Origin of the sequence: Roseimicrobium gellanilyticum (genome assembly GCF_003315205.1) — a bacterium.
Lineage (GTDB): Bacteria > Verrucomicrobiota > Verrucomicrobiia > Verrucomicrobiales > Verrucomicrobiaceae > Roseimicrobium > Roseimicrobium gellanilyticum.
In genome coordinates this window covers 170,788-190,782 of record NZ_QNRR01000002.1, presented here as the reverse complement: position 1 = coordinate 190,782, position 19,995 = coordinate 170,788, and the positions used below count along the sequence as shown (strand labels likewise).

Here is a 19,995-nt window from a genome sequence, read left to right as displayed (position 1 = left end):
AGTGCAAGTGAATCAGGGTGAAAGTCCGCTCTGTGGGCGTGGACCGCGGGCCACTCTATTCCACTTGCCTCCGGGCCAATGTGACACAATCGTCACGTCTGGCCATTAGCTCTACAGGGTGTCGTGATGTTGGGTCCCCTTCAACCACCCCACCCTTCCTGATGCCTGACGAATCGGAAATGAACGAAAGACACATCCTCTCCAGCTTTGACAACGCGCTTGATCGGTTGCGCCAGAACTTGTTCCACATGGCCAGCCTCACGACCCAGAGTCTGAATGACGCCGTGCGCGGTCTGCTGGAGCGAGACGTCATGCTTTGCAACCAGGTCATCGCCGAAGATGAATCTGTGGACCAGTTTGAAAAACAAATTGATGCTCAAGGCGTTGCAATCCTGACGCGTTTCACTCCCCTCGCGCATGACCTTCGCCGTGTGGTGAGCACGATGAAGGCTTCCAGCAATCTGGAGCGCATCAGCGACCAGGCGGTAAACATTGCCCGCCGGGCCAAGCGCATCCTCCAGAGTGTGGAAATCCCCGAGACCCGCATGGTAGAGCCGATTCACGCGCAGGCCATGTCCCTGCTGGGTGACGCCATTGAGGCCTTCCGTGATGAAAACGTGGAGCTTGCCACAGGCCTGAAGGCCCGTGACAAAGAGCTGAACCGCATCCAGAACGAATTCATCGCCCGAATGACGTCCCGCATGGAGGAAGACACCTCCCGCATCAAGGACTACATCGACCTCGTCTTCGTCGCCCGCTTCCTGGAACGCGCCGGTGACCATGCGGTGAACATCGGCGAAGACGCTGTGTACGCCGGTGCCGCTCGTGACATCCGTCACGTGAAGTAAGGAGACGCAATAGACCTTTTCCAAGAACGGCGTTGGGGTATCCCAGCGCCGTTCTTGTGTCTGCTACTCCGCTTGGGCTTCTGAGGATTGGCCTCAAAAGAACGCAAAGGACGCAAAGGGTTTGGCTGCGGGAGGTGGTGTGTCGTGGGAGATTTCTGGTTAACCGCAAAGGGGCGAAGTAGCAGAGGACGCAGAGGATTTGGAAGGGTGGGCCTGCGTGGGGTGGTAAGTCTCGATGCGGAGAAGGCAGAGATGCGCAGGTCGACCTTCCAGCCAACCTTTGTGCTTTTTGCGTCTTTTTGCGGCTATCCCTTCAGTCGATGCTGAGGAAGTCGGGTCTCCTGACCGGACAGCGTCCGGTGGGTTTTCCTACCTGACCATCTCCGGATCATCAGCATCACCGAACTTTACCTTGCGAGGCAGGTCTCCACCTCCCTGCCACCAAACCTTTTGCGTCCTTTGCGTTCTTTTGCGGCCATTCCTCAGTTGCTGGCCGACACCCTTACACGCAAGAACCCACCCTAGCCCCGTGCCGCTCTGGGCACCCGGATGGTAAAGAGGGTTTCGATGCCGGGACGGCTGTGCACGGTGATGGTGCCGTGGTGGGCTTCGACGGCGCGCTTCACGATGGAGAGGCCAAGACCGGTGCCCTTGATGTCCTTCGAATGGTGGCGCGCCACCCGATAGAAGCGCTTGAAGACAAAGGGCAGGTCCGCATGAGGAATGCCCACGCCGTTGTCCCGCACCTGGATCTCTGAGATGTCCCCCTCCTGCTTCAGCAGGATCGTGACCTGCAGACCGCGGGCAAGATTTTCCTTCAGTGCATTGCTCACCAGATTGAAAAGGATCTGGTCCCAGTAGTACCGGTCGCCGTGGATGTAGGGGCTGCAATTGTCCACCAACACCACTTCGACTTTCGCCTCCTTCGTGGTGATGACGGGTGTGAGGCGGTGTATCACATCCTGGGCGCAGGCCTTGAAGTCAAACTCCTCCACACGCACCGCCTCCGGTTCACCGGACTCCATGCGGCTGATGACCAGCAAATCCTCCACGATCTGCGCGAGACGGTCACCGTGCTTGCGCATGATGCCAAAGGCGCGCTTCGTCTCATCCGGCTCGCTGATGTCTCCCTCGACGAGGTTCTCCAGGTAACCATTGATGATGGAGAGCGGGGTGCGCAGTTCATGGGAGGCATTTGCCACGAAGTCCTTGCGGATGCGTTCGAGCGTGTGCTTCTCCGTCTCATCACGAAGGATTACCAGCACACCGCCCTCCATGCCTCCGGGAGCATCGCCATTCAGCGGCACGGCCTCCACGGAAAAGATGCGGTCCTCCACTCCGCTCCCCTCGCCCCGGGAGGATACGAGAAACTCCTGCTTCTGGCGCTGACCACTCTGCACACTGCCATCCACCATCTCCACGATGCGATGGTCCCGCACACACTCCAGCAGCGTACGCCCCACGGGTGTGCTGATGGGTGGGAAGAACTTCATGGCTCCCCGATTCACAAACAGCACCGTGAGGCGGCTGCTGATGATGAAAAGCCCGTCCTCGATGCCCTCCACCAGCCGGTGCAGCATCTCGGCGCGTTGACGGGTGCGCTCATGGTAGGACAGCTCCTCCATGTCCTGGGCGGCATGCTCGCGTTTCATTTTCCAGTTCCCGAGCAGCGCCCTCCACCACAGCACTGCGAACACAACTGCAAAGAGCAGGGTTACAGTGATGAACAATTCCATGATTCGTCAGACGGCGGGCGCTCGCGGTATCAGACCGCTACGGCAGCAGGAGCACGGAATACATACCCGAAACCACGTGAGGTTTGCAACCAGTCGGCATGCTCGCCGAGCTTCTCACGAAGGCGCTTCACGTGGGTGTCCAGCGTGCGGGTCTGCACATTGCCGGTGTAGCCCCAGACTTCACGCAGGATGTGATCGCGCTCCACCACTTCGCCCTTCCTGCTGGCGAGCAGGTGGAGAAGCTTGAACTCAAGAAGAGTGAGCTCCATGTGAGAGCCGTTGATGGTCAACCGGACACTGGCCAGATCGAAGACAAAGGGACCTTCCTTCAGCTCGGTGCCTTCACCTACCACCGCAGCCCGGCGCAAGAGGGCCTGCACACGCAGCACCAGCTCTTTTGGGCTGAATGGCTTCGCAATATAATCATCCGCACCCTTTTCCAGACCAGCGATGCGATCCAGGGTCTGCCCTTTGGCGGTCAGCATGATGATGGGGATGCGCAGCGTACGCTCATCCTCACGAAGCTCCTGGCACACCTGAAGCCCATCCCGGCCGGGCATCATCACATCCAGCACGATGGCGTCTGGTCTGCGCCCCCTCGCTGCGGTCAGCGCCTGCAATCCGTCGGCAGCCTCCACAGTGTCAAATCCGGCGCGACGGAGATTCATCCCGACGAGTTCGCGAACGTCTTCTTCGTCGTCGGCAATTAGAATGAGAGGTTTGTCAGACATGGGGCTTTTTAGGAGTGCTCCAATTGTGACGGTTCTGTCGGACTCAACAAACCAGCCTGTGTGACAACATTGTCACGGAAAGTGTTCGGAATCAAGCGCCCCGAGGAGACACTTCCTCGATGAGATCCAACCACTTATGCAGATGGGCATCCCATGTGAGCGGCAGCATGGTCTCCCGTGCGGCCGTGCCGAGGCGCTCGCGGCCTTCCTCTCCGGCAGCCAAAGCCCGCTTTACGGTCTCGAGCACGGATTCAGGATCCGTGGGCTTTTTGAGCAGGAAACCATTCTCTCCATCGCGAATGAAATCAATGGCGCCGTCATTCACCGAGATGAGTCCCGGCAGGCCGCAGGCCATGCTCTGCAGCACGGTGTTTGCGCACGCGTCATACAGGGTCGGATGGATGAACCAGTCCGCCGCCTGATAGAGGATGGACATGTCTGACTGCGGGGAAATGGTGCGGACCTTGTCCTGCAGACGCTTCGCCGCGATCGTGAGACGGTGGAGGTAGCTCAGCGGCTGGCCCACGATCCAGAGATCTGCATCCACATCCGCCCACATGTCCAGCAGGACATCCAACCCCTTGCGACGGTGACTGAGCGAAACGAAGAGGAATACAGGCCGCTTCGTGTCCGTCTTGAGAAGTTCGCAGACTTTTTCGCGCAGCACTTCTTTGCGCAGAGAGGGCTGGTAGCGGTCCGTATCCACTGCGGTGTGGATGACACGAAAGAGCTTCTCCTCTGTGCCATAGATCTGGTGGAGCTGGGCGGCGACCTGGGAGGAGTTCACCACATAGCGCTTCGTGCGCCCGGCAGTGTAGAGTTCCTTTTCCAGATTGAGTTCCAGAAGGTTCTTCGGCGACCAGCGCTTCCACGGAGGGAGGAGCCTGGAGTACACGGCGTGGCAGCCTCCTCCGGCGCGGTGCAGATCATGCGTGGTGGTACGGCCGAAGCCGATGCTCACATCCACCTTCAAGTCGGACACCACACGGCGGGCAGACTGCTCAAACTGCCACAAGCGCAGCAGCGAGGATCCCTTCACGAGCGGAATGTGATGAATTTTGGCATCCAGTCCGCGCTCAAGCCCCTCCTTCATCTCCGAGCCCACCAGATGCAGATCATGCCCGGCAGTGTGCAACCGGGCGGCAAACTCCAGCAAATAGCCTTCCAGCCCGCCGCGCGGGACAAACTGGTGGTAAATGAGGGCTATCTGCATCAGATCATTCGTTCAACGGTGGCGGCACAAGAGTCAACGATCAGTGCCACGAAATGGACACATTCTGAGGAGAAGAAAGTAGTCCGCCGAGCCTCGGCGGTCACCGCTGCGCCACCCTTGAGTTGCCATTCTGCTGCCACTGAAGAAAACCGGACAATCCCGTTTCATTGGTGTTCCCTCGTCTGCTTTGCCCATCATCGATGTTTGAACGCCCAGACCGCCGATGCTCGGCGGACTACTTTCCTCCATACCACGCCGCGCCCGTGGCTCCCGCCCATTCGCCGAGCGAAGCCAGCACCACCTTCACCCGCTGCCCCCCGGGACGCCACTCCATCTGATCCAGCAAATCCTGTAGTGGATCCAGAAGCATCCCCGCCGCCCCGGCCGCGATGCCGCCTCCGAGGATGAAAGTTTCCGGGTCGAAGCAATTGATGAGTGACACCATGCCGGCCGCGAGTGCGTGCATGGAGGTAGCCCACACCCGGTCCGCATCAGCATCACCCGCCTGCACAGCCTCCAGCAACGCGCGCGTGCTGGTGAACCGGCCCTGCGAGCGTGCGGCCACGGTGGCATTCCCCACGGCATCCTCCAGATTGCCCGGCGTGCCGGTGATGCCTGGGGAGCCGTGGTGGTCCACGGTGATGTGACCGAGGTGCCCGGCGCGACCAAGGTGCCCGGTGAGAAGGCGACCATCCGAAATCACCGCCCCGCCCACTCCAGTGCCTAGTGTGAGCAGCACCGCATCTCTCGCGCCGGCAGCCGCTCCCTGCCAGACTTCACCGAGAAGGGCAGCATGGGCATCATTCAGCACGCGAACGGGACGGTGGAGGAAGCCCGCCCACTGAAACCCTTCCAGCCCGTGCATGCGACCGGGCATCCAAGAAATGCACGAGCCATCCCGCGCGGCGAGGCCGGGGGCGGAGATGCCGATGGGGAGATTAGCAGAGCCGGCCTGAGCTTCGAACTGCTCCACGAGTTTCCGCACGCCGCTGCTCCAGGCCGGAAGGTCGCCGTCCTTCTCACCATCGCGGGTCGGTGTAGTCGCACGTTCGAGGCATTCACCGGTCGTGGCATCAAAGAGCGCCCCCTTGATATTCGTGCCGCCGAGGTCGATGCCGATGAGATGAGAATGGGAAGTCAAGGGATGTGGACGGGTAAGAATATACGCAGTCAGCAATCAGTGATCAGAATTGACATACGGTGTGATACATCATGCAAAAATGAACTACTGACTACTGACTACTGACTACTGACTACTGACTACTGACTACTGACTACTGACTACTGACTACTGACTACTGACTACTGACTACCTCACTCCGCATACTGCCCCTCGGACACCGTCCATCCGCCATCCACGGCGAGCACCTGTCCCGTGATGAAATGCGCATGCCGCGAAAGCAGGAATAGCGCAGCGCCATCCAAATCCTCCGGCACGCCGACACGGCCACCATCAAGCGGTTGTTTCGTGGCGATGAAGCGCATGATTTCATCATTCCCCACGGCTCGCTTCGACATGGGGGTTTCCACCAGCGCGGGAGCGATGACGTTGATGCGGATGTTGTCATCCACATAGTAGCTTGCGGTGGCCTTGCTGAAGCCGAGGATGGCGGACTTCGTGGCGGCATACGCGTGACTGGCGAAGTGCACCGGTGAGGGTGACCAGCCCAGCACACTGCCCATGTTCAGAATGGTGCCTCCTCCGCCCTGCTTCAGGAACTGGCGCACGGCAGCGCGGTTCGAGTTGAAAAGGCTGGTGAGGTTCAGGTCGAGCGTGAACTGCCATCCTTCATCGGTGATTTCATGGAGCGGGCCATCTCCTTGCGAGCGACCGCTGCCGCCAGCCACATGGTACAGGGCATCAATGCGGCCAAATTCGCGTACCGCCAGCTCCACGGCCTTCTCCGCGGTGGAGGGCTCACAGGCGTCTCCGGCAAATCCCCGGGCGGAGGCACCCAACACGGTCAGCGCGCTGCGCACGCTCTCGTCGCTACGGCCGAACACCACCACCTTCGCCCCCTGCTCGACCAACCGCTGCGCCGCGGACAAGCCCAACCCCGTCGTCCCTCCGGCGATGACGACCACCAAGCCTGCCACATCGTATTGCACTGTCATAGATGGGCATGCTAAAGGTGCCCGTCCCCTGTGACAAGATCCCTCGCAACGTGATTGTTGCGTAAACGCGCATACGTTTATCTTATCTTGCTCTCCCGATTCGCCGCGATTCCCTGCATCAACCCAGCTCTCCCAAAATCATGCGCCTGCCACCTGCCCTCCTTCGCCTTTGCGGTGCTCTCGTCGTCTCATTCTCGCTTGCCAGTTGCTCCATCGGGTACAACAGGGACTGGAAAGCGGCTGCCGCCACGGATGCCACGCTGCTCCCGAAGGATCTGGAAGGAGCATGGACCGGCACGTGGAAAAGCAATCACGATGGCCACAAGGGCAACCTGCGGGCCATCGTGACGAAACTCCCCACAGCAGCGGGCCAGCCTGACAAGTACAACTTCCGTTACCACGCCACTTGGGCGAACATCCTCTCCGGCATCATCAATGCCGAACACGAGGCCATCCCCGCCGGGAAGAAGAGGGACGGTCTTGTGAATCTGAGCGGTGAGAAGGATCTCGGCAGACTGGGCGGCGTGTACAGCTTTATCGGCACGGCATCACCCACCGGATTCAAGGCCGACTATAAGGGAAAGCTGGACAAGGGCGTGTTCGAAATGAAGCGACCGACAGCACCCTGACCCATCCATAAACACGAGAGGTCACGATGCGAATGGCACAGGGTGCACCGCCCTTCCTGCCATGACTCCTGCCAAAAAGAACACGCTCTTCACCAGGTTCGCCAAGTGGACCTCGCGCATCACGGGGCAGCCCGGGGCCTTTGCGGTCGCGACAGCCACGCTGGTCGTCTGGGCCCTCTCCGGTCCCTTCTTTGGATTCAGCGACACCTGGCAACTGATTATCAATACCGGGACCACCATCGTGACCTTCCTCATGGTGTTCCTGATTCAAAACACGCAGAACCGCGATTCCGAAGCCATTCATGTGAAGCTGGATGAACTCATCCGCTCCACACGCGGCGCCAACAACCAACTCCTGGATCTGGAAGAACTGGAGGTGGAGGAACTCGACAAGCTCCGGGATGAGTACGAAGCGCTCGCAGAGAAGGCGCGCAGTTCGATCAAGAAGCGGAAGAGCGTGAAGGCGCGGTGAGGATTCTAACGTAGCTCGCGAGTCCCTTCGCGAGATCAGGAAGGTGGCAAACTCACTTGGTGACAAATACCTCGCGAAGGGACTCGCGAGCTACGTTGGGTTGCGTTCCCTTTTCCGAATCTTGTGGTATGGGTCACTCTCTCCCGAGATTCCCCAATGCCACGCACTCGATTCTTCCTTTCCCTTCTCTTCGCTACCGTGTGCGCCGCGATGCCCTGCGCATCCCCCACTTTCGCGCAAGCTCCTGCGGCCACAAATACCCATCCCATCGTCGTCCTGCTGAGCGTCGATGGCCTGGCGAATTTCTATCTCGACGATCCCAAGGCGGAGATCCCGCATCTGCGCGGGCTCATGAAGGAAGGCGTGCGTGCGCAAAGCATGAAGGCCTCCCTGCCCACAGTCACCTGGCCCAATCACACCACGCTGGTCACGGGCGTGCAACCAGGGAAACATGGCGTGCTGGGCAATCAGGTCCTTGATCGTGCGACCGGCGAGATCGTGCCCTTCATGATCGACCCGATCTACAACAAGGAGGAACTCGTGCAAAGCCCCACCATCTATGACGTGGCGAAGGAAGCGGGGATGAAGACCGCTGCGCTCATCTGGCCTGCCACGCGCGGCGCGAAGACACTCGACTGGACCGTGCCGGATGTGGGCAACATCAAGCTTGTAGAACAGCATGCCACTCCCTCGCTGCTGAAAGAATTTTCCGAAGCAGGCATCCCCTGGGAAAAACAGGAAGAATGGTGGGCCACCAAACGCATCCGCGAGCGTGACGGCATGTTTGTGCAGATGGCGAAGCACGTCTTGAGCAAGCACCAGCCGCACCTCCTGCTCATGCACCTCGTGGAGTTGGATCACACGCAGCATGGCAAAGGCCCGAACACCCCCGAAGCATATGAAGCACTCAAGGCGGCGGATGAGCGTGTCGGTGAAATGTGGGAGTTTCTGAAAACGACGCTACCGGGACGGGCGACCCTTATCGTTGTTTCGGATCACGGATTTTATCCCTGGCGCCAAGCCATCCTTCCAAACGTGCTTTTGCGTCAGGAGAAGCTGCTCCGCGCCATTGGCAGCAAGATCACCACGGACAGCAAAGTGCGCGCCGTGGACCAGGGAGGATCGAGCTTCATCTACATCCGGGACAAGGAAAACCGCGCCTCCATCGCGGAGTCGCTGATCGCGAAATTCAAGGAGGTGGAAGGCATCTCCGCCGTGCTCACTCCCGAGCAGTTCGCACCTTACGGTCTTGGGGATCCCGCGACCACAGACCGGGTCCCTGATCTCGTGCTCACCGCAAAGTCCGGATACGCCTTCTTTGATGTGGCCGGCGGAGATGTCGTGGTGATGCCGAAGGAAGAACGGCTGCGCGGCACCCATGGTTATAATCCAGATGAACCCGCCATGCAGGCGACCTTCGTGGCTGTGGGAGCAGGCATCCAGGCCGGTGCCAGGCTCGGGGACATCTCCAACACTTCCATAGCGCCTACCCTCGCCGCCTTGCTGGGTTTGAAAATGCCCAGTGCCGATGGGCCCGTGCTGCAGGAGGTTTTGGAGACGAAGGCAGCGGAGTAGAAAGCAGCTCACCGAGCCTCTCCTCCCTTTTGCGGTTAACCGCAATCGGCCCTGACACCACTATCTCACGCAATCCACATTTTTGAGCCTTTTGCGTCTTTTTGCGGCCAATTCATCAGGAGTCCTAGACCGTACCACTTGCACCGCGCCACATCCGTGGTTCGTGTGTAGCCGTCACCGTTCAGTACATGTCCCGCGATTACACGCTCCACACCGCCCCGACTGCCGCGCACCGGATCAACTACCGGGCGGAGCTCAATGATCAGCAGTTTGCCGCGGTCACTTCCCCCCCCGGACAGGCGCTGGTCATCGCAGGTGCGGGCAGCGGCAAGACGCGCACGCTGACCTACCGGGTTGCCTACCTGCTGGACAATGGCATTCCGCCCGAAAACATCCTCCTGCTGACCTTCACGAACAAGGCAGCGCGCGAGATGCTGGAGCGCGTCCAAGGTCTGGTGCCCGTGGAGACGAACCGCCTTTGGGGCGGCACGTTCCACTCCATCGGCAACCGCCTGCTCCGCAAACATGCCGACCGCTTGGGATTGAAGCAGGGATTCTCCATCATGGATCGCGAGGACCAGAAGGACCTCATGGACACCGTGGTGAGCAATGGGAACATCGACACCACCACCTACCGGTTCCCCAAGCCGGAGGTGCTGGGCGAAATCTTCTCTTTGGCGGACAATACGGGCAAATCCGTGCGGGAGATTCTCAGTACGCGGTATCCCTACTTCGAGCCTGTGGTGGATGGCATTCTCAAAGTGCGTGAGCTCTACACCGAGAAGAAGCTCGAGACGAACAACGTGGACTTCGATGACCTCCTCACCATGGCCGTGCGCCTGATGAAGGAGAATCCCGATCTGCTGGAGCGCTACCGTCGCACGTTTCAATTCATCCTGGTGGATGAGTATCAGGACACGAATCTGCTGCAGTGCGAGCTCATCGATTTGCTTTCCGGTGAACAGGGCAACCTCATGGTGGTGGGAGACGATGCGCAGAGCATCTACTCCTGGCGCGGGGCGAATGTGAAGAACATCCTCGAATTTCCCAAGCGCTATCCAAAAGCGCGCGTGCACAAGATTGAGGTGAACTATCGCAGCGTGCCTGAGGTGCTCACGCTGGCGAATCGCACCATCGAGGGAAACAAGGATCAGTTCCGCAAGGCGTTGCAACCTTCCCGCGAAGGCAAGGGCACGCTGCCGGCGCTGGTACCGCTGGACAATGGCAGCGCCCAGGCAGCGTTCGTCGCTCAGCGCATTTTGGAACTGCGTGATGAAGGCATCGAGCTGGATGAGATCGCCATCATCTATCGCGCACACTTCCATTCCCTGGAAATCCAGATGGAGCTGACGAATCGCGGTATCCCGTTCCAAATCACCAGCGGGCTTCGCTTCTTCGAGCAGGCGCATGTGAAGGACGTGGCGGCGTTCATGAAGTTCGCGGCCAACCGTCTCGATGAGGTCTCCTTCATGCGCATGGTGCGGCTTGTGCCGGGCATCGGCAGCTCCAGCGCGGGAAAGATGTGGGAGCACTGGGTGAAAAACGGCTCGGCACTGGGCACGCTCACGCATGAGGAATTCTCCAAGGCACTGCTCGGCATCAAGGTTCCCAAGAAAGCCACGAAGACGTGGGAACAGACTGCCTACACACTCAGCGAACTGGTCGACGCGGAAGGCAAACTTGTGCCACCACCCGCGATGATCCGCAGCATTATGGAAGGCGTGTACGAGGACTACATGCGCGCGAAGTTCAAGAACAGTGACCAGCGCAAGCAGGACCTCGAACAGCTCAGCAACTACAGTGTGCGCTTCACGGATGTGCAGGAATTTCTCAGCCAGCTCGCACTCGTGTCTGGTGTGGATACGGACGAGCGCCCAGCCGCGTCGCCCGACACCGAGGCGGTGACTCTCACGACCGCACACCAGGCGAAAGGCCTGGAGTGGCATACGGTCTTCGCCGTGTGGCTGGCAGAGGGCATGTTCCCCAACAATCGCGTCATCGAAGAGGGTGGTGAGGAGGGCCTTGAGGAAGAGCGACGTCTTTTCTACGTCACAGTCACACGCGCCAAGGATGAGCTGTACCTCACCTACCCGGTGATCAACTACCAGGCGCGCGATGGTGAGGTGCTCCAGCGGCCCTCAAGATTTTTGCAGGAGCTTCCACAGAACTTGATGGAGAAGTGGAACGTGCGTAGCATGTTCGCGTGAGAGAGGTGGCGCCCAAGCGGAGGAGATCGTTTGCCTGGCTTCTGAAGCCATTGGTCTTGTTGTTGCTGGCCACCGCGCTGGTGGTGCTGGTGCTGGATCATGTGTTCAACCTCCAGAGCAATGCCACGTTCCTGGCCTTCCGCGCCTCCACGAAGCCGCTGGAGGTGAAGACGCATGCCGGTGACTGGAAGCCGGTGACGGAGCTTTCCATCGCGGAGCTGGATCGCGCACTCACCAAGCGCGTCGAGACCCCCGGTGCCGTGTGGAAGTCACTCACCGTGCGCAGACAAGCGGAGACTTCCACGCAGAATCTGGCACAGGCCTTTCTCAGCGCGAAGGTCTCCGTCATCGAGCTTTCACCGCAGCACTACACCTTCGCCACCAGCTTCAAAGACAAGTTCGCGCTCACCACAGCAAAGGAACAGCTTGAGACCGAGGACGCCACCTTCGCGATCACGGCAAATTTCCGGGAGCCGAACGGCAAGCCACTCGGTCTCGTAGTCCATGAGGGTCGCGAGGTGAACCGCACCTTTCCCGCGTGGACCGGCTACTTCTTTGTGAAGTCAGGCAAGCCCTACTTTGGTCCGAAGTCCCTCTTCGAAGAAACGCCCGGCACGCTGGAGGAGGCCTCACAGGGTTATCCCTCCGTCATGAAGAATCACACCGTCTTCAGCTACGTGGACCTCGCGCCGACCAAGCACTTTGACGGAAACAAGATCACCTACCGCTCCCTCGCGGGCATGCGGAGGGATGGCACCCTCGTCTTCATCGTCTCCGGCGACGGCGGTGCCATGAACGTGACCGAAGTGGCCTCGCTGGCGCAAAAGCTCAACGTCCAGCATGCCACGATGCTTGACGGCGGGCGCGCGCTGCAATATTCCCTGCGTCTGGCGGGCCAGACCCACCACTTCACGGCATTCAACACCACCATGGACTTCGACTCGCCCACATTCGACGCTGAGCGTTCGCCGATCTTTCTCGTGGCCAAGCCCCGCACCGCACCATGAAGCTCGAAGTGCAAAGTGCAGCAGAAGGTCCCGTGAAGGTGGATGTGGTGGTGAAGAAATCCCGCCCGCTGCCTACGCGCCCGGGCAAAAAGCCCACACTTGCCTACGAACGCTCCTGGATGGAGCGAGGTCATGCACTGGTGGCTGGAGTGGATGAGGCCGGCCGTGGACCGCTCGCCGGACCTGTAAGTGTGGCTGCGGTGATTCTGCCGGAGGGTTTCAAGCACAAGAAGCTCAACGACTCCAAGCAACTCAATCACGAAACGCGCGAGTCCATTTTCGCGGACCTGATGAAATGCCAGGGTCTCGTATGGTGCCACGTGCTGATCGAAGTGGAGGAGATTGACCGCATCAATATCCTGCAGGCCACGCATCTGGGCATGCGCCGTGCGACCCAAGGTCTCTCCACGCGGCCACACGCGGTGCTCATCGATGGCTCACCTGTGCCGAATTTCCCCTACCCCGGCCAGTCAATCGTAGAGGGAGATGCCATCAGCCTGTCCATCGCGGCAGCGAGCATCATCGCGAAGGTCCTGCGTGATCGGCACATGATGGAGGTCGCCCAAGTGTATCCGCAGTATGGCTTCGAACGGCACAAGGGGTACGGCACACCGGAGCATCTGAGGGCGTTGCGCAATCACGGTCCGTGCCCGCTTCACCGGAAGTCCTTCGCACCCGTGGCGCAGATGTCCCTGCCATTGACATTTGAGGACGTGACCGGGGAGTAGCAGCAGTCATGAAGGCGATGCAGTCTTTTGCGAAATGGCGGACTGGCCTTCGAGACTATTTCTCCCGTCCAGGCCTGAGCACGCGCATGCGCCTCACCAAGGCGGATGGCACGCGACTCGACAACGCCACGCTCGGCAACTGGGGCGAACATCTCGCGGCGCAATGGCTGCGGAGACACGGCCGCAAGGTGCTCTACCGGAACTTCCGTGCGGGCGGCGGCGGTGAGGTCGATATCGTCGCACGCCACGGGAGCATGCTCACCTTTGTGGAAGTGAAGACACGCACCTCCACTGCACGTGGCCGCCCTGCTGAGGCCGTGAACAAGGCGAAGGAAGCACTCATCCTGCGCGGCATGCAGGGCTGGCTGCGCATGCTTCAGGGCTCCCAGAACATCCCAAGACGCTGCGACATTGTGGAGGTGGTTTTGCGCGAAGGCGAACGACCGGAAATTTCTATCTTGGAAGGGGCGCTGAAGGGGTAGTACGGTACTGAGGAGTGGCCGCAAAAGAACGCAGAGAACGCAAAAGGTTTGGAGGTGGGAGGTGGTGAGTGGAAGGAACAATTCGAGGTGGTGTGCGGGGATTGAGTGAGTCTTAGAGGCGGGTACGAAAACCCGCCGGACGCTGTCCGGTCAGGAGACCCGACTTCCTCAGCATCGACTGAAGGGATAGCCGCAAAAAAACGCAAAAAACACAAAGGTTGGCTAGGAGGTCAACCTACGCCTCTCTGCCTCCTTCGCGTCGAGACGTGCCACTCCACGTAGGCCCATATCTTTACCAATCCTCTGCGTCCTTGGCTGCTTTGCCCCTTTGCGGTTAACCGGAAGCCATCGGCGATCCACCACCACCCCTGACCAAACTCTTTGCGTCTTTTTGCGGCTACTCATTCAGTTCGCTGCCGGCCCAAAATTCCATGTCTCGCGAAGGGACTTGCGAGCTACGCTGGCTTCCAGTTGCGGTTCTGGCTTGCAGTTGCGCACAGTCTTCATCATGCTTCGCGCCATGCCCATCCTCACCGAGCGCAAAACCCAGCCCCAGTATGATGCCATTGTCGTAGGTTCCGGAGCCGGAGGAGGCATGGCAGCGCTGATCCTGGCGCTCAATGGCATGAAAGTGCTGATGATCGAGGCCGGACGGAACTACGATCCCACGACGGAGACGCCCATGTTCAACACGCCGGAGATGGCACCATTGCGGGGTGACAGGACTCCGGACCGATTCTTCGGCTACTACGATGCCACCGTGAATGGTGGATGGACGGTGCCCGGCGAGCCCTACACGAACAAGCCCGGCACGGAGGGCGACTTCTGGTGGTGGCGCGCCCGCATGCTCGGTGGCCGCACCAATCACTGGGGCCGTATCAGCCTGCGCTTCGGACCCCGTGACTTCAAGTGTGCTTCCACAGATGGTCTCGGAGTGGACTGGCCCATGACGTATGATGACATGCACCCATGGTACGATCGGGTGGAAAAGCTCATCGGCGTGTACGGCGAGAACGATGGCATCGAGAACGCGCCAAATTCCTCCCCGGGCGTGCTGCTGCCACCGCCAAAGCCGCGTGTGGGTGAGCTGCTCGCGAAGAAGGCCGGAAAGAAAGTCGGTGTGCCCATTGTGGCTGCCCATCGCGCCGTGCTCTCCCAGGCGCTTGATGGTCCACGCCTCGCGAAGGAACTCTTCCCGAACAATTCGAAAGCGCAGCAGATCATGGCGACGGACATGAGCCTCCGTGCTCCGTGCTTCTGGGCCACGAATTGCATCCGCGGCTGCTCCATCCGCGCGAACTTCCAGAGCACCACCGTGCTCATCCCGCCGGCCCTCACGACAGGCAATCTCGATGTCATCACGGATGCGATGGTGCGCGAGGTGATGGTAGGCAAGGACGGCAAGGCCACCGGCGTGCACTACATCGACAAGCCAACTCGCAGTGATCGGGTGGCAAAGGCGCGGGTGGTCATCATCGCCGGCGGCACGTGCGAGACCGCTCGCATCCTGATGAACTCCCAAGGCAAGGACAAGGGTGGTCTCGGCAATCAATCCGGCCAGCTTGGCAAGAATCTCATGGACAGCGTGGGCGCAAACCTCAGTGCGCACATTCCCGCCATGGAGGACCTGCCGCCCTACAATGAAGACGGTGCAGGTGGTCTGCATACGTACTCCCCATGGTGGTTGGTGCGCGAGCATGGCAAGCTCGGTTTTCCACGCGGCTACCACATCGAGATGGGAGGTGGACGCTCCATGCCGGGCGTGGGCAGTTTTGGTATCCTCGACAAAACATCGCCCGGCACCTACGGCAGCAAGCTCAAGGAAGAGGCGCGGCGCTACTACGGCGCGAGCTTCGGCTTCTCCGGCCGCGGCGAGATGGTGCCCAACAAGGACTGCTATTGCGAGCTCGATCCGAAGGTGGTGGATCAATGGGGGATCCCGGTGCTGCGCTTCCACTGGAAGTGGGCTGACTACGAGATCAAGCAGGCCGAGCACATGCAGAACACCTTTGCGGAACTGCTGGAGCAGATGGGCGGCAAGCCGAAACCTCAGAGTGGCAAGGATGCCATCAAGAAACCCGGTGAAATCATCCACGAAGTGGGCGCGGCCCGCATGGGAGACAAGGCGACGAACAGCATCACCAATCAATACTGCCAGACTTGGGAGGTGAAGAACCTCTTCCTCATGGATGGCGCGGTGCTTCCCAGCAACCCTGACAAGAATCCAACGCTCACCATCCTCGCGCTCGCGTGGCGCAGTTGCGAGTGGATGATGGAAGAGATGAAGCAAGGCAACATCTAACAAGCTTACCACACACGCAGACCAAGCACTTCCCGGTCATGAAGCCCACTGAACCCACGAATCTCTCCCGTCGCGCTGCACTCAAATGGCTTGCAGGCACCGCCGCTGCGGGTGCTGCGGCGCCTGCCATCGCGGCACCCAATGAAACCGAGCCCACGCCTGGAGCCTCGGCGGTGCGCAGTCCTTTGTATGATCCGGACTATGCAAAGCCGGTGTTCCCGTGGGACAAACAGCTCTCACCAGATGAGTTGAAGATCATCGGTGTGCTCGCGGACATCATTCTGCCCAAAGATGACAATGGTCCCGCGGCCAGCGAGGTCGGCGTGCCGGAATTCATCAATGAATGGTGCAGCGCACCGTACGGCGACAACCGCGATGACTGCGAAGTGGTGCGCGGCGGCCTGGGCTGGCTGAACACGGAATCCTTCCGCCGGCATGAGAAGCGCTTCGATGAACTCGGGAATGCCGAGCGCATCGCGATTGTGGATGACATCTGCGATCCCGCGAAGGCCAAGCCAGAACACAAGGTCGGCGCGGCGTTCTTTGCACGCTTCCGCCAGCTCTGTCTGGGGGGATACTACACGCACAGCTCCACGTGGAAGCATCTGGGCTACGTCGGCAATGTGACCATCGGCGGACCCTATCCCGGCGTGCCACAGGCGATCATTGAGAAGCTGGGGCTTCAGGATGTGGTGTGATGGTTGGTGATATGGTCCATTGACCATACAACGGTGCATCAAGTCCGCGCAAACGTCAGGTTAGCGATATGGAACAGGTGCCGAAGGCCTTGGACTGCGCGCAGCCTGCTGCCGCTTTCCTAAAGTGCAGCCTGCTGCACGCTCCACCGCGACGAAGTCGCCAAGCTTTTCCGGATGCGCCACCCCACGAGCGAGTGTCACCATCGCCACAGCAGGCTGTGGACTCTTCAAAGCGGCAGCAGGCTGCGCGCAGTCCAAGGACGCTCCGCGTCACAGCATCCGAATCAGTCGCGAAACATGCCGCTCTCCTCTGGCATCACCTTTAAAAAATCGCATCCAATCCCCAGCACACGAACAGACCGGAGACACCGATCAGCGTCTCCGTCACCGTCCAGGTGCGGAAGGTTTGAGCGACGGTGAGGCCGAGGAGATCCTTCACGATCCAGAAGCCGGCGTCATTGAGGTGGGAGAGGAAAAGGGAGCCGCAGCCCACGCACACCACGAGGAGTTCGAGGTTCACTCCGGGAGTGCTCAGCGCCATGGGAGCCACCAGACCACACGCAGCGGTGATAGCGACCGTCGCAGAGCCCGTGGCCACACGCACGAGCGCCGCGCAGAGCCATCCAAAGACCATGGGAGGCAGGTGCGCTGATCTGGCCATTTCGGCAATCGCGTTCGCCGAGCCGCTGTCCTGGAGCATCTGATTGAGTCCCCCACCCCCGCCCACGACGAGCAGGGTCATGCCGATGGGTCCGAGGGATTTCTCACCAATCTTCAGCGCGTCCGCCCGGGTGAACTTGAAGGCCCAACCTGCAAAGAGCACCGCGAGACCCAGCGCCAGCGTGGGATTGCCAATCATGGCGGTGATGTTGTAGATGAAGGCTTGAGTCTCCGAGCGAAGCTCCGGCTTGGCCGGGATGAACAGCTCGGAAATGGTGTGCGCCAGAATCAGCACCACGGGCAATGCCAGGGCGGCCACCGTGCGACCAAGAGTGGGCGTGGGATGCTCCAGCGCACTGCTGGTGACCGGCGGCTCAGGCGCATCGACCTTCACACGATTCACCGCCCAGCTCGCAAACATCGGGCCCGCGAGGGCTGCCATGGGAATGGCTGCCACCATGCCCCACACGATGACCATGCCGAGATTCGCCTTCAGCTGGGCGATGGCCACCAGCGGTCCAGGGTGCGGCGGCATCACGCCATGCATGATGGAGAGCACGGCCAGCAGCGGCAGCGCGAGCTTGAGGAAGGGCATGCCCGTTTCCTTCGTAAGATTCAGGAGAATCGGCACCAGCATCACAAGGCCCACAGCGAACCACGTGGTGAATCCAACCGCGAGCGCCAGCAGCATGAGGCACCACTGCACGCGCTTCGGACCCATGAGATCGATCAGACCACGCGCCAGTACCGCCGCACCTCCAGAGGCTGCGAGCAGCCCACCCAACATGGTGCCCAATCCGAGAATGCCTGCGACACCACCGAGCGTCTTGCCCATCCCCGTTTGAAAGGCTGCGGCCACCTTGCCGGCTTCCATGCCTGAGCCGAGACCCACCAGGAGAGCGGCAAAGAACAGCGCGAGGAACGCATTGATGCGCAGCTTCGCGATGAGAACGACAATCAAGACAATCGCTCCCCCCGTGAGCATCAGCAGCGTGGAGGTACTGGCAGTAGATGCAGGAGTCGAGGCGGCAGCAGGTGCAGCAGCAGCGGCGGAGATGATGAGGGAGGAAATCGGGGCAAAAGTCACGCGCAGATGAAGGGCAGAAACAAACGCATTCGTCAACGCCGATAACGCGGGATTTCGGAGTCGCGCGGGCGAAGCCCAACGTAGCTCGCGAGTCCCTTCGCGAGTTTTCCTTCAGGGGTAGATACACTCGCGAGCTACGTTGGAGGCCGTCTTTCTGTTATTGCCCCCATACACCAAGGCAAAACGTATTCCCTTCCAGCAGCCCTCCTATCGACGCATCAGCCACGCGCTTACCACCACTCCACCACCTCCCTACTCAGCTACCATGACCAACATCGAAACCATCCAGTCCCTCTACCGTTCCTACCGCTCACAGGACTATGATACCTTCCGCGCACTGTGCACTCCGGATATTGCATGGATTCAAAGTGAGGGCTTCCCAGGAGGCCGCACCTGGATTGGAGCAGATGCCATCATCAAAGGGGTCTTTGAAGGCAATGCCAGCCGCTGGGAGGGCTTTGGGTTTGATATCGAGCAATACCTCGATGCAGGCACCAGCGTGATCGTCGTTGGCACCTATCGGGGCGCGCACCGGGTGTCAGGCAAGTCGTTCCGGGCCGCGACCGTGCACATCTTTGACCTGCAGGATGGGAAGGCCGCTCGGTTCCGGCAGTTCACCGATACAAAGGTTATCTGTGATGCCCTGCCTGCCTGACCGGCCCGGCAAGGACCCGTTCACAGTGGTATTTAGCACAGCCCGTTCACCACAAACGGCCTTGAGCGGCAAGGGATTTTCACACCCCGGGAAAAAATTTTCTATAAAAAGACCTGAGCCCCTTCGCGGCGCGATTGTCAATATGAACGGGTGAGGTCCCATGTGCATGCACACGGGCGCCTCACGAAAACCACAGGCTGTGCCCAACCCCCAACCTTACCACTGCCATGAATACCTCCCTACCTCATCTCAGTGAGGCCAAACCCTCGCTTCGTAACCTGCATCCGCAAATCATCGGGGATGCTCTGTACTGTTTCTCCAAGTTCGATCCGGCCTGTGTGCGCCATCTTCGGGACAACGTGCAGCGTCTCGTGCGCGGAAGCTACTCGGACGGCCGCGGACGCGGCTGCATCTTCGGAATCCTCAGTGAACTGCTGCCCGCCACCCAGCGGATTCATGACCGCGAATCCCTGACCACCTATTTCACCGGTGGCCACGGACCGCTCTTCCGCGAACGCGAATGCTACCAGCCCGCCCGTTATCTGGTGCGTGTGTGGGACGGCGATCGCGATCCCGGCACGGTGCTCCGCTACGAGAACTGGAATGGAACCTTCACCGCCGAACAGGTGCGTGAACTGGCCCAGCTCCACATCGAGTTGCTGGAAGCTCACGAGCAGGAAGAAGCCGCTCCGGCACCCGCTGCCAAGCGCGCCTCCACCATGACCATGGCGGCCATGCTCGTGGATTGATCACCACGCTGGATTTATTCCAGACTGAGCAAAATTCGTACAGCCGCCGCAGGTAGTCACCTGCGGCGGCTTTTTTGTGACTTGGCGCAAGGATTTTCTTC

General features: G+C 60.1%; 18 protein-coding genes. 12 read left to right on the top strand and 6 right to left on the bottom strand.

The annotated features are described in order from the left end of the window. Positions 1-179: 179 nt before the first annotated feature. Positions 180-848: a phosphate signaling complex protein PhoU gene (gene phoU, locus DES53_RS06070; RefSeq protein ID WP_170156890.1), complete on the top strand. Its 669-nt coding sequence runs from the start codon at positions 180-182 to the stop codon at positions 846-848. A 521-nt stretch (positions 849-1,369) separates the two neighbouring features. Here phoU and DES53_RS06065 read toward each other — a convergent pair. From DES53_RS06065 to DES53_RS06045, 5 genes are all read right to left on the bottom strand, one after another. Further along, on the bottom strand, positions 1,370-2,584 hold the full coding sequence (locus tag DES53_RS06065) for a sensor histidine kinase (RefSeq protein ID WP_113957342.1): 1,215 nt from the start codon (positions 2,582-2,584) through the stop codon (positions 1,370-1,372). Positions 2,585-2,613: 29 nt separating this feature from the next. Then, positions 2,614-3,315 carry a response regulator transcription factor gene (locus tag DES53_RS06060; protein WP_113957341.1) on the bottom strand — a complete coding sequence of 234 codons (702 nt, stop codon included), beginning with the start codon at positions 3,313-3,315 and terminating at the stop codon, positions 2,614-2,616. Between the two features lie 91 nt (positions 3,316-3,406). Beyond that, positions 3,407-4,528 carry a glycosyltransferase family 4 protein gene (locus DES53_RS06055; RefSeq protein ID WP_113957340.1) on the bottom strand — a complete coding sequence of 374 codons (1,122 nt, stop codon included), beginning with the start codon at positions 4,526-4,528 and terminating at the stop codon, positions 3,407-3,409. Between the two features lie 235 nt (positions 4,529-4,763). Next, positions 4,764-5,669, bottom strand: a complete 906-nt coding sequence (locus DES53_RS06050) for an ROK family protein (protein WP_170156889.1) — start codon at positions 5,667-5,669, stop codon at positions 4,764-4,766. Between the two features lie 173 nt (positions 5,670-5,842). After that, on the bottom strand, positions 5,843-6,643 hold the full coding sequence (locus DES53_RS06045; RefSeq protein WP_113957339.1) for an SDR family NAD(P)-dependent oxidoreductase: 801 nt from the start codon (positions 6,641-6,643) through the stop codon (positions 5,843-5,845). A 140-nt stretch (positions 6,644-6,783) separates the two neighbouring features. Here DES53_RS06045 and DES53_RS06040 point away from each other — a divergent pair, with 140 nt between their 5' ends. The 9 genes from DES53_RS06040 to DES53_RS06000 all read left to right on the top strand — a co-directional run bounded on the left by DES53_RS06040 (position 6,784) and on the right by DES53_RS06000 (position 16,743). Beyond that, positions 6,784-7,272 carry a hypothetical protein gene (locus DES53_RS06040; RefSeq protein ID WP_113957338.1) on the top strand — a complete coding sequence of 163 codons (489 nt, stop codon included), beginning with the start codon at positions 6,784-6,786 and terminating at the stop codon, positions 7,270-7,272. Positions 7,273-7,333: 61 nt separating this feature from the next. After that, a complete protein-coding gene (locus DES53_RS06035; RefSeq protein WP_113957337.1) occupies positions 7,334-7,744 on the top strand; it encodes a low affinity iron permease family protein in 411 nt (136 codons plus the stop codon). 156 nt (positions 7,745-7,900) lie between these two features. Continuing rightward, the gene (locus DES53_RS06030) at positions 7,901-9,319 is read left to right on the top strand and encodes an alkaline phosphatase family protein (RefSeq protein WP_113957336.1); all 1,419 of its coding nucleotides are present in this window, start codon (positions 7,901-7,903) and stop codon (positions 9,317-9,319) included. A 188-nt stretch (positions 9,320-9,507) separates the two neighbouring features. After that, positions 9,508-11,526 carry an ATP-dependent helicase gene (locus tag DES53_RS06025; RefSeq protein WP_113957335.1) on the top strand — a complete coding sequence of 673 codons (2,019 nt, stop codon included), beginning with the start codon at positions 9,508-9,510 and terminating at the stop codon, positions 11,524-11,526. A 56-nt stretch (positions 11,527-11,582) separates the two neighbouring features. Then, on the top strand, positions 11,583-12,533 hold the full coding sequence (locus DES53_RS06020) for a phosphodiester glycosidase family protein (RefSeq protein ID WP_170156888.1): 951 nt from the start codon (positions 11,583-11,585) through the stop codon (positions 12,531-12,533). Further along, complete coding sequence (locus tag DES53_RS06015; protein ID WP_113957333.1) at positions 12,530-13,261, top strand: ribonuclease HII; 732 nt, start codon at positions 12,530-12,532, stop codon at positions 13,259-13,261. The genes DES53_RS06020 and DES53_RS06015 overlap by 4 nt, the downstream gene beginning before the upstream one ends. A gap of 86 nt (positions 13,262-13,347) precedes the next feature. Beyond that, a complete protein-coding gene (locus DES53_RS06010) occupies positions 13,348-13,743 on the top strand; it encodes a YraN family protein (RefSeq protein ID WP_113958113.1) in 396 nt (131 codons plus the stop codon). Positions 13,744-14,263: 520 nt separating this feature from the next. Then, positions 14,264-16,045 carry a GMC oxidoreductase gene (locus DES53_RS06005; RefSeq protein ID WP_113958112.1) on the top strand — a complete coding sequence of 594 codons (1,782 nt, stop codon included), beginning with the start codon at positions 14,264-14,266 and terminating at the stop codon, positions 16,043-16,045. 38 nt (positions 16,046-16,083) lie between these two features. Continuing rightward, positions 16,084-16,743 carry a gluconate 2-dehydrogenase subunit 3 family protein gene (locus DES53_RS06000; RefSeq protein ID WP_113957332.1) on the top strand — a complete coding sequence of 220 codons (660 nt, stop codon included), beginning with the start codon at positions 16,084-16,086 and terminating at the stop codon, positions 16,741-16,743. Between the two features lie 322 nt (positions 16,744-17,065). Here DES53_RS06000 and DES53_RS05995 read toward each other — a convergent pair whose 3' ends face one another. Continuing rightward, positions 17,066-18,490, bottom strand: coding sequence for a GntT/GntP/DsdX family permease (locus tag DES53_RS05995; protein ID WP_147263238.1), 1,425 nt, complete (start codon positions 18,488-18,490; stop codon positions 17,066-17,068). 160 nt (positions 18,491-18,650) lie between these two features. Between DES53_RS05995 and DES53_RS05990 the strand changes: the two genes are divergently transcribed. Both DES53_RS05990 and DES53_RS05985 read left to right on the top strand, forming a co-directional pair. Then, the gene (locus DES53_RS05990) at positions 18,651-19,145 is read left to right on the top strand and encodes a nuclear transport factor 2 family protein (protein WP_245958104.1); all 495 of its coding nucleotides are present in this window, start codon (positions 18,651-18,653) and stop codon (positions 19,143-19,145) included. Positions 19,146-19,372: 227 nt separating this feature from the next. After that, positions 19,373-19,894: a hypothetical protein gene (locus DES53_RS05985; RefSeq protein ID WP_113957329.1), complete on the top strand. Its 522-nt coding sequence runs from the start codon at positions 19,373-19,375 to the stop codon at positions 19,892-19,894. Positions 19,895-19,995 lie beyond the last annotated feature (101 nt).

What these genes read in the sequence shown, in the direction of transcription:
- phoU (WP_170156890.1), top strand. Translation starts at nt 180, where the DNA reads ATGAACGAAAGACACATCCTCTCCAGCTTTGACAACGCGCTTGATCGG.
- DES53_RS06065 (WP_113957342.1), bottom strand. Translation starts at nt 2,584, where the DNA reads ATGGAATTGTTCATCACTGTAACCCTGCTCTTTGCAGTTGTGTTCGCA.
- DES53_RS06060 (WP_113957341.1), bottom strand. Translation starts at nt 3,315, where the DNA reads ATGTCTGACAAACCTCTCATTCTAATTGCCGACGACGAAGAAGACGTT.
- DES53_RS06055 (WP_113957340.1), bottom strand. Translation starts at nt 4,528, where the DNA reads ATGCAGATAGCCCTCATTTACCACCAGTTTGTCCCGCGCGGCGGGCTG.
- DES53_RS06045 (WP_113957339.1), bottom strand. Translation starts at nt 6,643, where the DNA reads ATGACAGTGCAATACGATGTGGCAGGCTTGGTGGTCGTCATCGCCGGA.
- DES53_RS06040 (WP_113957338.1), top strand. Translation starts at nt 6,784, where the DNA reads ATGCGCCTGCCACCTGCCCTCCTTCGCCTTTGCGGTGCTCTCGTCGTC.
- DES53_RS06035 (WP_113957337.1), top strand. Translation starts at nt 7,334, where the DNA reads ATGACTCCTGCCAAAAAGAACACGCTCTTCACCAGGTTCGCCAAGTGG.
- DES53_RS06030 (WP_113957336.1), top strand. Translation starts at nt 7,901, where the DNA reads ATGCCACGCACTCGATTCTTCCTTTCCCTTCTCTTCGCTACCGTGTGC.
- DES53_RS06025 (WP_113957335.1), top strand. Translation starts at nt 9,508, where the DNA reads ATGTCCCGCGATTACACGCTCCACACCGCCCCGACTGCCGCGCACCGG.
- DES53_RS06015 (WP_113957333.1), top strand. Translation starts at nt 12,530, where the DNA reads ATGAAGCTCGAAGTGCAAAGTGCAGCAGAAGGTCCCGTGAAGGTGGAT.
- DES53_RS06010 (WP_113958113.1), top strand. Translation starts at nt 13,348, where the DNA reads ATGCGCCTCACCAAGGCGGATGGCACGCGACTCGACAACGCCACGCTC.
- DES53_RS06005 (WP_113958112.1), top strand. Translation starts at nt 14,264, where the DNA reads ATGCCCATCCTCACCGAGCGCAAAACCCAGCCCCAGTATGATGCCATT.
- DES53_RS06000 (WP_113957332.1), top strand. Translation starts at nt 16,084, where the DNA reads ATGAAGCCCACTGAACCCACGAATCTCTCCCGTCGCGCTGCACTCAAA.
- DES53_RS05985 (WP_113957329.1), top strand. Translation starts at nt 19,373, where the DNA reads ATGAATACCTCCCTACCTCATCTCAGTGAGGCCAAACCCTCGCTTCGT.